Here is a 13,647-nt window from a genome sequence, read left to right on the forward strand (position 1 = left end):
TGACTTTTGGATTTTAATAAGCGTTTTTAAATCACATTGAAATATAAATTATATTAGTTACAAATAAAAAACATCGATATATAGGTATTTTGAGAAAATCCCAAAAGTAGATTATAAATTTTTTAATCCAAAGAAATTCAAAAATTTTTTGACGAATACTAAAATTTACTTGGCTGCCCTGTGCGGCCAAGCTTTAAAATTTTTGATACTTTAGATGTGATAAAATCCTCTCAAATTTTAAAAAAAGGATCAAATTTGAGAAGCGATATAATCAAAAAAGGCTACACAAGAGCCCCACACCGCTCACTTTTACGTGCGACTGGGCTAAAAGACGAGGACTTTGACAAGCCATTTATCGGCGTTGCAAACAGCTTTATAGAGATCATCCCTGGGCACTTTTTCTTAAACAAATACGCACAAATTTTAAAAGATGAAATTCGCAAAAATGGCTGTGTGCCGTTTGAATTTAACTGCATCGGCGTGGATGACGGAATCGCGATGGGGCATGGAGGCATGCTATATAGCTTGCCTAGCCGCGAGATCATCGCAAATTCTATCGAAACCGTGATGAACGCGCACGCGCTTGACGCGCTTGTTTGTATGCCAAACTGCGATAAGATCGTCCCTGGCATGGTTATGGGCGCTTTAAGGGTCAATGTCCCGACCATTTTCGTAAGCGGCGGCCCTATGAGAAAAGGTCACACAAAAGATGGCAGGCCGATAGATCTTGCGACTGCGTTTGAGGCGGTTGGTAAATTTGAGACCAAAGAGATAGACGAGGCTGAGCTAAGAGATATCGAGTGCAACGCATGTCCAAGCGGTGGTAGCTGTAGCGGTATGTTTACAGCAAATTCTATGAACACACTTTGCGAAGCGATGGGCATAGCGCTCCCTGGCAACGGCACCATCCTAGCGCTAACTCCAGAGCGCGAGGAGCTCATCAGGCAGGCTGCTCGCAGGATCTGCCAGATCGCCCTTGATGAGAAATTTAAGATAAGAAACATACTAAATGAAAAGGCGATCCGCAACGCACTTGTCGTTGATATGGCGATGGGTGGCAGCAGCAACACCGTCCTTCACATGCTAGCTATCTCAAGAGAAGCTGGCGTAAATTTAGACATCAAAGAGCTAAATAAGATCAGCCAAAACATCGCTCACATCGCTAAGATCAGCCCAAGCTTGCCAAACGTGCACATGGAGGATGTCGGCAGAGCTGGTGGTATGAATGCGGTGATAAAAGAAATTTCACGCAGAGACCACGGCATGCTAAATTTGGACAATCTAACAGTTAGCGGCGAGACTTTGGGTGAACGCGTAAAATCTAGCGACATCAAAGACGAGAGCGTTATCCACAAGGTGGAAAATGCCTATTCTCAGGTTGGCGGACTTGCCATTTTGTTTGGAAATTTAGCCGAGCAAGGCTGTGTCATCAAGACAGCTGGCATCGTTGGCGAGCGTAAATTTAGCGGCAAAGCGGTCTGCTTTAACTCACAAGATGAAGCGATAGCTGGCATCTCAAGTAGCAAAGTAGATAAAGGCGACGTCGTCGTCATACGCTACGAAGGCCCACGCGGAGGCCCTGGCATGCAAGAGATGCTAAGCCCTACTTCGCTCATCATGGGACGAGGCCTTGGCGCGGACGTAGCGCTCATCACAGATGGTCGCTTTAGCGGAGCGACAAGGGGTCTAAGTATCGGTCACGTAAGTCCAGAAGCAGCTGAGGGCGGCATGATAGGCCTGCTAAAAGACGGCGACATCATCGATATAGACGTCGATAAATACGAGATAAACGTTCGTCTAAGCAAAGCTGAGATCGCAAAGAGAAGAGCGGAATTTAAACCAGTCGATAAGGCGCTAACCTCTCGCTGGCTAAGGCAGTATCAAAAACTAGTCACAAACGCAAGCAACGGAGCGATACTAGAGGCGTAAATAAATAGTAGAGTTGATATAAAACTCTTTTAAGCAAAGCAAAAACTATACTTGACTGAGTGTATGGTTTTTGCAATTTATAAAAATTTAAAAATAATGAAAAAACCTAAAATCGGCGTAATAATAGCTTCATCTTTAAATAGAAACGATTTGCTGTTTTCTCGTTCATTAAATTCCGTTCTTAGTCAAAGCAAAACCCCAGATCATATCCTTATCGTTGATGATAATCAAGACGAAACTACAAGCAAAGATATAGAGCAGAGAATTTCAAAACTAAAAAACAATAAAATTCACTATATAAAAAACTCACAAACGCCAAATATGAGTGGAAGTGGAGCTTGGAACTGCGGGATCAAATGGTATGAAAATTTTTTAGACGATGATGACTATATGGCGATTTTAGATGACGATGATAGCTGGCATGATGAGTATATTAGTAGTTGTTATGATGTGATTACATCATCGTCCAAAATACCTGATGCTGTTTTTGGCTTTATAAAGCGAGGCGATTGTGATAAGTGTAGTTCTTTTGAGGTGGAAGATATAAACATCAGTAACTTTTTAAAAGGCAATCCCGGCATTCAAGGCAGTAACATGTTTTTTCGTTTTGGGGTGTTAAAAGCCATTGATGGATTTGATGAAACACTTGCAAGTTGTACGGATAGAGACTTGATGATTCGCTTTTTACAAAAGCATTCTAATAAAAACATAAAGATTATCCCAAAAGTACTCGTCAATCACTTCGCTTCAAAAGATAGCGTTACGTTAAATTTTACCTCCAAAACAAAAGGTTTAAATAGCTTTCACATAAAATATATCAGGCTCTACTCCAAAGAGTTGCTCGAAGAAGCCCTACAAAGAGCTAGAAAGCTTTTTAATTATCAAGAATCTGCAAATATCAAGAAAATTTTTAACCTCGTTCATAAAAATACCAAATCTAAAAAGATAGTAATTGGCGTTGCTGTTCATAATAATAAAAATACACTTCGTCGTTGTTTCGAGTCCATCCTCACACAAAAGGATGTAAAACGTGATGTTTGGATTTTGATAGCAGATGATGATTCTAATGATGATTGGAAAAAGAGTCTTGGCGATATCCTTAAAAACGAAAAAATAGTGATAATAGATGTAAAAAATCATCATACAGCCAAAACAAGAAATGATATAAACCACTATATAAAAATGCTTTTTGAAAATGTATCATTTATTGGACGGCTAGATGCTGATGATGAATATGCGAGTGAAGATGTTTTGTCTAAGATAGAGTGTAAATTTGATGACAAAAAGTCTGATGTTTTAGTGGCAGGAAACTATCTCAGGCTTGATGGAAAAATTATTGACCGTGTTAATATAGCAACATCAAAACTTACTAATAAAGCATATCTTTTAAATCGTTTAAAAAAGATGAGCAAGGGTATTGCCGAGGCCGAACTTCCATCTTGCAACGTTTTTATGACACCAAATAGCCTGCAAGATTATCCTGAAATTTCAAGTGCGGAAGATCATTTTTTACTTGTACGACTTTTGTTAAGTGATAAAAAAATAGAATTTGCCGAGGATATTTTGCTTACGATTTATAATCTAAGTGGTAATAAAACAGCAGATAACAAACAAACAGAAAAGTACTTAAACGCAAGGAAGCAACTATATGAGGAAGCGATGCGGCTATGCAAAATGAAGAAAGAAGATTAAAAGCTAAAGATATTTTGGTTGACATTGGTTTAAAAGATATCCATTACCTTGGGCAAGGTTTTGAGGGCGTCGTATTTCACGATAGTACGCATGTTTATAAAGTTATCATGCCGTTTTTTAAAGGCAAAAATAAATGGAATACTTATAGGCATCTAACTTTTTTCTTCGAAGAAGAAAATTTTAAGTCGTTTTATCATCTTGAAGAGATAATAGAGCATAAAAACGTATTTATTCAAAAATACAAATACGAGCCATCCACTCCAATAGATAAATTTACGCAAAAAGATGTTGTTTTGTTTTTAACTGAGTGCTGGCAAAAAAAGATTATAGTGCAGGATTGTAAAAAAGAGAATTTTATTAAAGTAGGCGAAAATTTAAAATTAGTCGATATGGATGCTAGTGTATATTACAGCGACAATCTATTTTTAAACGCATGCGTTAGAATGTATCTATTTTTGCATGAGCGAGATAATCCACAATTAAAAAAATTGCAAAGAAGTGCGGTTAATAATTTTAATTTACCAGAGCTAGAAGGTGCGCGAGAATTTATAAACGAGATATTTTCTAATATAATATTTGCAGAGTCAAAAAAAGTGTTTAAAGACATGACGATAAATAAATTTTCGGACTTAGAGTATGAGATTTATAATGCAAAAACTCTCCCACATCTTGAGGACCTATTTTTTTCAAAAATAAAAGAAAATCTCTATCTTTGTGATATCCAAATTTCAGACATTTTTTTAAATGAAAACAATGATTTTGAACCACGGTCGATCGCTATCGGCTATAAAAGTTTGTTGCCGTTGGAAGAGAAGATTTCTATACTTATAAAAACATGCGCGCAAGATGTCCAAACTATAGAAGCAAATATTAAGCATATCGTCAGGCAGCTTTCTTATCCAAATAGTTTTTACGAAATTGTGGTTTCTATAGACACGAAGCAGAGTGATTTTGCTAGGCAATTTACAGATAATGCCGATCTTAAAAAACTTATAGATATTGTGGAAAATTTACAGCAAAAACATATTATTGATAGATTTATTATTTACGATGCTAGTGAAACAATTAGGATAAACAAAGAGTGGTTTGATATCAAGACTAGTCAAACACACTCAACGACAAATATTCCAGTAAGCTCACAGCTTTATGCCTTTGAAAAATGCGAAGGGGATTATGTTTTACAGATGGACAGCGATGTGCTTATTGGCAGAGAAGATATCAACCACTCTTTTTTAACCGATATGATAAGTGAAATTCAAAAAAATAAAAATGTCTTATTTGTCGGTTTTAATATCTATAACAAAAAATCCAAGGCTTATTTTGGTTTTGAAAATGGCGGTTTTGTGCCAGAAGTTAGAATGGGTCTTTTTAACAAAAAACGGCTTTTTAGTGTTAGACCTTTACCAAATACACTTGATGAAAATTTAAAGCTAGAGCTTACTTGGTATCGCTCACTAGAAAGACTACAAAAAGATAACGGGTTTTGCTCTATAAGAGGCGGAGATAAACGAAGCTTTTATATCCATCCACAAAACTACCGAAAAACAAACTCTTATAGTTGGATGAATATCTTAGATAGAGTTGAGCAGGGTTATATCCCAAATTTGCAGTTTGGTGAGTTTGACTGCAACGGCTCGTTTTATGAGTGGTGCACACCAAAGCGCAGTGAAAAGATGATAGTGCTTTCTTGTTTTAGAAATTTGACTATTCATAAATTTTTACGTATGTGGTTTTCTTTGATTAGCCAAACATTTCAAGATTTTGGAGTTATTTTTTATGATGATTGCTCAAATTCTAGTATTTCGATATTTATCGAGCAAATCATTAAGCCATATAAAGATAAAGTGACTTTTATCAAAGGTCGTACTTTGCAAACAAAAATGCAGTGCGAGTATCTAGCGATTCATTATTATTGCGACAACCCAGAGTCGATCATCGTATGCGTCGACACCGATGATGCGCTAATAGGCAAAGAAACTCTTTTTGATATTTATAAAAAGTATGATATGTGGGGCGTAGATATGACTTGCGGGAGAGTTCATCAGACGTATAGACTTGAGCCACACTATCGCTATCCAGTAAATTTTATGGAGCCACGTAAAACTGGTGGCAATGTATGGCAGCATCTAAAAACATTTAAAAAATATCTTTTTGATTCAATTCCGCTTTCGTATTTTATGTACGATGATAAAGAAGCAAGGCTAAGTAAACGAAAATGGATAGAAAAATGCGATGACTACGCTATGATGGTTCCTATTGCTCAAATGAGTTCATCGCCACTACAGATGGATTTTATCAACTACTACTACGAGCGTGATTATGACAAAAAAGACGCAAACAGAGAACTAAAAGAACAGGCTATAAAAGAGATACTTGAAAAACCGCCACTATCGCCAAAAGATGTAGTCAAAGGACGAAAAAAATTTCTTTCAAATTTAGATATGATCGAAATCGACATAACATTTGAGTGCAATCTAAAATGCAAAGGGTGCAATAGATCCTGCGGATATGCCCCTTCATCTGAGAGTATGACGATTAGCGATATAGAACATTTTATTAATGAAAGTAAATTTTTGAGTAAAAAGTGGAAACTTATTAATATTTTGGGCGGTGAACCTACCTTACATAAAGATTTTTTACGAATTATTGAAATTTTACAAAGAGAGTATGTGGATAGCTTTTGTCAAGATACTATTATCCAAGTTGTTTCAAACGGCTTTACAAAACAAACAAAAGAGCTTTGCAGGCAAGCTGAGCTATTTAAAAATGTTAGGATAGATTATGGTTCGTTTAAAACTAAAAATTTAGTTGATTATTTTACTCCATTTAACAATGCTCCGATCGATGATATAAATTTCAAAGATGCTGATTATTCTACAGCGTGCTGGGTTGCCTCGTATTGTGGTCTAGGTTTAAATAAAAATGGCTACTACGCCTGTTCAGTTTGCGGTGGCATAGATAGGGTTTTAGGTGGTAACAAAGGGATAAAAACACTAAAAGGGATAACAACACAAAATTTACAAGATCACTTTAAGGAATTTTGCAAATTTTGCGGAAATTTTAAAGATTATGCACCAAACTATGGCGATTTTATCCCTAGATGTGAAAAAGCACCATTTAAAGAGAAAATTTCTCCTTCGTGGAAACAAATATATGATAGATACAAGAGAGATCATGAGTAAAACGATTTTAGTTACTGGTGGGGCTGGTTTTATCGGGTCGCATTTGTGTACAAGGCTCATTAAAGATCACCACAAGGTCTTATGTCTTGATGATTTCAGCACTGGAGAGAGAGCCAATATAGCTCATCTAAAAAACCATCCAAATTTTACTCTTATGGAGCACGACATTACTAAGCCTATTGACTATTTTGTCGATGAAATTTATAACCTAGCATGCCCTGCTTCGCCTATAAAATATCAAGAAGATCCCGTAAAAACCATCGAGACTTGTCTAATTGGCACAATAAATTGTTTGCGTCTTGCAAAAAGATATGGAGCAAAAATGCTTCAAGCCTCAACCAGCGAAATTTATGGCGATCCACAGCAACATCCACAAAAAGAGAACTACTGGGGTAATGTAAATCCTATAGGTGTTAGAGCTTGCTACGACGAAGGTAAAAGAGCCGCCGAAGCATTGTGTAGTAGTTATAAGAGGCAATACGAAATAGATGTAAAAATCACACGTCTTTTTAACTGCTATGGTCCAAATATGACCGAAAATGACGGACGAGTAATCAGTAACTTCATAGTGCAGGCTCTTAAAAACAGCGATATAACTATCTTTGGTAACGGAGCACAAACAAGAAGCTTTTGCTATGTTGATGATACAATAGACGCACTTTTAAAATTTATGGATACAGATATAATGGGTCCCATTAATATCGGCAATCCAGAGGAATACAGCATAAAAGATATTGCATATAAAATCATCTCTTTAGTAAATTCAAAATCATCTATCGTATATAAAAAACTCCCATCTGATGATCCAAAGAGACGAAAACCAGATATTACTCTCGCAAAAGAGTTACTCAGATGGAGTCCAAAAATAGGCATTATTGAAGGGCTAGAGCGCACAATAGCATATTTTAAACAATTAAATTTAAGCCAAGCTAACTAAATATATCTGCATAAATATGATTATTTTTTCAACCTATCTTTTTCACAAAAATCTTCTTAAAATTTTTTCTATATACATTAACTAGCCCAGCAGTAATCCCTTTTGTTAGCAAAATACACATATCGATCTTTAGATAAAATTTACCTTGCTCCGTGCCAAAGAAGGCGGTTTTTGCCTAGTTTTGTGTCGATACTCTCTTTTATAATCTCACAAATATACTCTTTTGAAAGCCCTATGGCCTCCTCCAAGCTCTTGCCCTTTGCAAGGTAGCAAGCAAGCGCCGTTGAGAAAGTACAACCAGTGCCGCTCATCACAAGCGGGCTAGCAAGCGGGGTTTTGAAATTTTGCAGTGAGCCATCTTTTCTATAAAGCGTATCTATGCTGCTATCCTCGCTTACATGTTTTTTCACAATGATATCGCAAGGTAGATCTTTAAAATTCCCTCCAAAAAGGACGTTTGCCTCATCTAAATTTGGCGTGGCGACGGTGGCTAGCTTCATTAGCTCTTTTAGCTTCTCTACCGCGCTATCTTTTATGAGCTTGTGGCCGCTCTTTGAGACGCAGACTGGATCAAGCACGACTTTTGCCTTTTGAGTGAGTAAAAACTCATGCACCACGTCCATTATCTCCTCGCTAAAGAGCATACCGATCTTTATGGCATCAAAGCTAAATTCCTCCGCAAGCGTGCTAAGCTGGTCTTTAACAAAGCCAGGCTCTAGGCAAACTACGCTTTTTATCGCGTCTGTGGTCTCAGCAACTAGCGAAGTGACCGCCGTTGCGCTATAGCAGTTTAGCCTAGCGCATGTCTTTATATCAGCCTGAAGCCCTGCTGTGCCGCTATTGCAAGAGCCTGCGATGATTAGAATTTTTTTCATCGTTTTCCTTTTGTAAATTTTGGCTTATTATAAGAGATGTTAGTTAAATTTGAGTTTTTAAAAGGATTTGAGCCAAGCGGCTCAAATTTATGAAAGTTTGTTTAGATCGTTATCGATCTCGATATATATCGTAGTTGCGTCAAAATTTGCATGCTCGTAAGAGTTATCTACTTTTAGCTCGTTTGAGTCAGATAAAATCTCATCATTGGTGCTATGTTTGTGCGCTAAATTTTCACTGCTCTCAAGGCTATTTGAGCTATTTTCAGCCTCATTTGGCTGCGCTTTTGCAAACATATCTTCTACTTTTTCATTCATCTGATCAAGTATCTCAGCGTAGTTTTCTCCAAGAAGCGCTCTAAAAAGTGCATCAGTATCGATGCTATTTTCGGCGCTTGTATCAGCACTTACCACGCTACTATCAAGCCATATCGTGTCATATCCATTTAGTGATATATCGCTACCATCCACTGCAGTGATAGTCACGCTCGCACTTTGGCTCTCGCCTTTTATGCTCTCACCTATATAAACCTCATCATCTACGTTTAGAACTCTTACACGGTCGTTTTTATCTATCGCTATAACATCAGATGTGACGCTTTTTACCTTGCCGGCTACAGCTGCCATCTTTATTCCTTACTTTTATTTTTGATTTATTCTAGTGTTTTTTATTAAATTTGTATATTGTACTTTGGTACAAAGATGGTTTTAGAGGCGTTTTTTGGGAGTAAAATAGAAATTTAAAAAAAAGAAATTTGGGCTAAAAAGCCCAAATTTTATACAAGTTGTTTGTTTATGTCGTTATCGATGTCTATATAGATAGTTTTTGCTGTGCTTGTTTCACCCTCGTATCTTGTATATCCAGATTCGACACCACTTTGATTTGTAGCCTCAGTAAATCCTTTTAATGAAACGCTATCTTTGTTATCGCCACTTATTTTTAAGATAGTATTTACATCATCAGTGATGCTAAATACATTATCCGCTTTTAAATTTAGTAGCTTAACAGCTTGATTGTCATTGCCATGCTCATCCATGCCAAGTTGGATCTCTTCAAAATTCTTGATCGCGTTATTCAAGCCTTTGTTGTCTATCTTATCAAAGTCGATAGTGCCATCCTTTGCCACTGGACGCATGATAAGCGTATCTGTACCTTCTCCGCCATCAAGACTTTGAGATGTAGCTGCTCTTGGATTATCAAAGGTAAATACAACCTTATCATTGCCAGCTCCAGCATTTACTAGATCGCCTTTGTTCATGCCAGTATAGCCACTTCTGCCAGCGTCGATGTAGTCGTTGCCACTTCCTGTGGTTATGACGTCGTTGTTATCGCCAGTGATGATTACGTTGTCGCCATTGCCTGTGCGAATTTCATTTTCACCGCGTCCTGCGTGTATGACGTTATCGCCGTTTCCAACATTGATGATGTCGTTGCCTTCGCTTGTTGTGATGACATTATTGTTGTCATTATTTGCAACTACTGTTGTATTTTTAGCGATATCAGAAATTTGTAGATAGACATCGCTTGATTTTACATCGCCGTTAAATACCGCTTCGAAATTTCCATTATCATCAAGCGTTACAGAATTTGCAGTTATGATGTGTCCATCAGCACCTCTTAGCGTGATGCTATCTTTTAGAGCTATGCCTTTTACCGCCTCTTCAAAGTGTTGTTTTAGTGTATAGCTTGCACCAACTCCATTTTCACTTAAATTTCCACTCCATGTGGTTTTATTTGCAGCTGCATCGTAGCTTAAATTTGAGTCTTTTATCGTTGCAGCTGTTGCGTCGATCGTAAATTTAATAGAGTTGTAAAGTAGCTCGTCTCCTCCTTGATATTTACCATCGATAGAAATTTTATAAACGCCATCAGCCATTTTGCCAGCGGCATCAAGTCTGTTGTTATAGCCTGTAAGTCTGTTGTAGTGATCAGGCGTTACATTGCCTATTGGTTTTTCTATCGCTTGAGATAATAGATCTTTTGAAACACCTTTATCAACGTTAGTTGCTACAAATCTAACATCGCCAGTGCCCCATGATATGCCTCTACCACTATTTAAAAACTCACTTACAGTTTGATTATTGCTAGCATTGCCAGCTGTTGCATCTTCTGGGATCACAGCTCTTAGGTATGGTATAGCGTCGTTTGAAACGATCCTTGAGCCATCAGCTCTAAAGCCACTCTCACTCATATCCATAGTGCCCCACAACTTCTCAGCTGAGCGGTTATTTGCATTTGTAGTTGTATCGTTGCCGTTTTCAAACTGCGTCATAGTTGGAACTAAAATTTCATTTACATGAGTATATTTTGTGCCAGCTTTATCAGTCATCTCAACTTCGATCTTATCGCCTAGTTTTATCTTGTGATCGTACTCAAAGCTTAGCACACCATTGGTTGGTTTAGTTGTGCCAACAGAGATTACGTTAGTATTTCCATCAGCTGTTACGATTTTTATACTCTCGATCTTATCGCCATCCTCATAGTTTTTGAGGTTAAAATTGATCGTATGGTGTTGCCCCTCATTGTCATTTTCGATGATCTTGATGTTTTCTATAGTAACTGGTGTCTTATCAACCACAAAATCACTCACTACCGTACTACTTGTCTTGTTCTCGCCATTTTCAAAGATAGCAGTTGCTTTGATCTTGTAGTTGCCATCCTCTAAGCTATCAGATGTGACTTCAAATTTACCATTTGCAAATTCACTTTGGCTAAGCTCTTTTGTAAAGACTTCGTGTCCATTTTTATCAAACACAGTGATGATCGCTTTAGTTGCGCTACTATCTATGCTACCTGTAAATGTCGGAGTTTTGTCGCTTAGCACTGGTAATGGCGCGTTGGTTGAAAATTTATCAGTTTGAGCGATGTCGTCAGTTGTAAATTTATAATATTTAGTTGCGTCATTTATACCTGTATTTGTATTCGCACTTACATTGCTTGCGTCATTATCTATAGCGTCTATTAGGTCTGTATTAGCGACATTTAGCTTAGTTGATGATGCCTGTGCCTCGTTGCCTACAAGGTCGCTAACTTTTGCAGTGTATGTCGCTTTTGGATCGCTTGTTTTAAACTCAACTTCATATTTGCCATCTACCACTTTAGCTGTATGGCTCTCGCCTGTGCTTGATGTGACAGTTACGATCTGTCCGTCTTCTACATTATCAACAGTTCCTGTGATCTTTTGAGTTACTTTATAGACATTTCTTGTTACTGTATCTACGTAGCTGTCAAAGTCGGTTGAATTTAGTTTTATACCACTTGCCTCTGAGCCAAGTATGCTCTCAGGTCCGCCATCTTTTGAAACTGTTAGTTTTAGCTTGCCCCAGTAGATGTAGTTTGCATAGCTCATATCAAAGTCATAGTAACCTGCTTTATCAACGTGTAAAGTTGTAACTGTGGCTCTATTTTCTGAGTGAATAGTGTCATAATCAACCATAGTAACGCCATCAACCTTAAATCTTACGCTATCATCAGTGCCTTTTGCGTCAAATTTATAATCCCCTGGCTCAAGATACATAGTGCCTTTTAAATTTATCATCGCACCAGCTGTTGTATTTTTGCCATTAGGAGCATCTCTTACGATATGAATATCACTACCTTTTCCTTTTGCGTTGTCGATGAAATACTCAAGTGCTTTGAAATTTGGAGCTACCCACTCATTATTTGGGGTTACTACATTACCATCAAGATCAACCTTGCCTATCATATTATGAGCGCCATCTAGTCCTGAGACTGTTCCAGCATCACTATCAACATTATCTCTATCGCCACCTTTACCTTGTTGGAAATTTAGCTCTTTTGCTTTAAAGCTTGCCCAAGGTTTGGTGTTATTCATATAGTATTCGACAAAGTCATTTTGCTTCATACCTCTATGAGCATATTCTGTATTTTCGAAACCACCAGGTATTTTATTTTTAAAGTCTCTTAGCTCAATACCCTTTACGCCATCTTTTTCATAGATGTGGTTAAACCAGAAATTTCCTTTTAGTCCGCTACTCATCTCAGACTCTTTAACAAGGCTCATCTCTGTTTCAACGTTTATAGTTATTTTTGCAACTGTGTCAAGCACGAAACTACCAGTATCGGTTGCTGTTTGTCCGTCTATCCCTGTAGCTACTACTTTTACTTTATAATCGCCATCATGTTTGCCATCTACGCTTAACTCATCAGTTGTAAATTTAAATTTACCATCAGCATAGTCGCTTGGATTTAGAGTTTTTGTAAAGACTTCGTGTCCGTCCTTGTCAAGCACGCTAACAACCGCTCTTACAGCAGTAGGCTCAACTGTGCCGCTTATAGTTGGAGTAGCGTCATTTGTGCGAGGTACGCTTGGCGCATCTAAGCTATAATCCCCAGTTATAGTGCCAAAATCATCAGTTAAAGTTTTGATATCAACGCTGATTGGAGGTATGACTGGTGCAACAGGAGTTGCGTTGCCTGCGTCATTGCCATCATTATAACCGCCGATTGAGTTTTCTGGAGTTTGAAAAGCTTTGTTTGCATCAGTTAAATTTCTGTAGTTTTCGTTGATGTTTGAGTAGTGACCGCCCTCTTCAAAGCTTGCAGCACCTAAGCTTACACCGTCTCCGCCAGCATTACCACCTTGGTTACCACCAGCTGCAGTCTCTTCAAGATCAGTGATGTTTGCACCATCAAGAAGTGCTTTTTGTATAGCACTTACATCAGCTACGCTATCGTCGCCAAAGCTCTCGTTGTGAGCTACGCTCTTGTCTAAATTTAGGGTATCTTTTCCGATGATCGCAATGTCTTTGCCATCGTTTGCAGTTATGACTACTTTTGAGTCAAAATCAGTTGTCTGTATAGTCTCACCAAGAAAAATTTCATCGCCTACTTTTAACACTCTTTGTGTGCCATCCTTTGCAGTTGCGATTACATTTGCTCCTTGTGAGATGCTTTTGATTACGCCTATCCTTGTTGCCATTTTACTTCCTTATCTAAAAAATTTTGAACGTATTTTAATATCTTAAAAAAGCTTTGTAAATTGTACTATGGTACTAAAATTTGAAATTTTGT

General features: G+C 37.7%; 7 protein-coding genes. 4 read left to right on the plus strand and 3 right to left on the minus strand.

Annotated elements, in window-relative coordinates; genetic code table 11:
* The first annotated feature begins 255 nt into the window (after positions 1-255).
* The 4 genes from ilvD to CCS77_RS09400 all read left to right on the plus strand — a co-directional run bounded on the left by ilvD (position 256) and on the right by CCS77_RS09400 (position 7,740).
* Positions 256-1,929: a dihydroxy-acid dehydratase gene (gene ilvD, locus CCS77_RS09385; protein WP_107917227.1), complete on the plus strand. Its 1,674-nt coding sequence runs from the start codon at positions 256-258 to the stop codon at positions 1,927-1,929.
* 63 nt (positions 1,930-1,992) lie between these two features.
* Positions 1,993-3,621, plus strand: coding sequence for a glycosyltransferase family 2 protein (locus CCS77_RS09390; protein ID WP_107917228.1), 1,629 nt, complete (start codon positions 1,993-1,995; stop codon positions 3,619-3,621).
* Positions 3,597-6,803, plus strand: coding sequence for a radical SAM protein (locus CCS77_RS09395; protein WP_107917229.1), 3,207 nt, complete (start codon positions 3,597-3,599; stop codon positions 6,801-6,803). The genes CCS77_RS09390 and CCS77_RS09395 overlap by 25 nt, the downstream gene beginning before the upstream one ends.
* Positions 6,775-7,740, plus strand: coding sequence for a UDP-glucuronic acid decarboxylase family protein (locus tag CCS77_RS09400; protein WP_107917230.1), 966 nt, complete (start codon positions 6,775-6,777; stop codon positions 7,738-7,740). The genes CCS77_RS09395 and CCS77_RS09400 overlap by 29 nt, the downstream gene beginning before the upstream one ends.
* A 140-nt stretch (positions 7,741-7,880) precedes the next feature.
* On the opposite strand, the gene CCS77_RS09405 is transcribed toward CCS77_RS09400, so the two are convergent.
* The 3 genes from CCS77_RS09405 to CCS77_RS09415 form a co-directional block, all read right to left on the minus strand.
* Entirely contained in the window at positions 7,881-8,615 is a 735-nt protein-coding gene (locus CCS77_RS09405) for a hydroxymethylpyrimidine/phosphomethylpyrimidine kinase (protein WP_107917231.1), read from the minus strand.
* 87 nt (positions 8,616-8,702) lie between these two features.
* Positions 8,703-9,239, minus strand: coding sequence for a hypothetical protein (locus CCS77_RS09410; RefSeq protein ID WP_107917232.1), 537 nt, complete (start codon positions 9,237-9,239; stop codon positions 8,703-8,705).
* A gap of 149 nt (positions 9,240-9,388) precedes the next feature.
* Positions 9,389-13,555 (minus strand): retention module-containing protein, encoded by a 4,167-nt coding sequence (locus tag CCS77_RS09415; protein ID WP_107917233.1) that lies wholly within the window; start codon positions 13,553-13,555, stop codon positions 9,389-9,391.
* Between the last annotated feature and the right edge of the window lie 92 nt (positions 13,556-13,647).

Origin of the sequence: Campylobacter concisus, from assembly GCF_003048375.1 — a bacterium.
GTDB lineage: Bacteria > Campylobacterota > Campylobacteria > Campylobacterales > Campylobacteraceae > Campylobacter_A > Campylobacter_A concisus_T.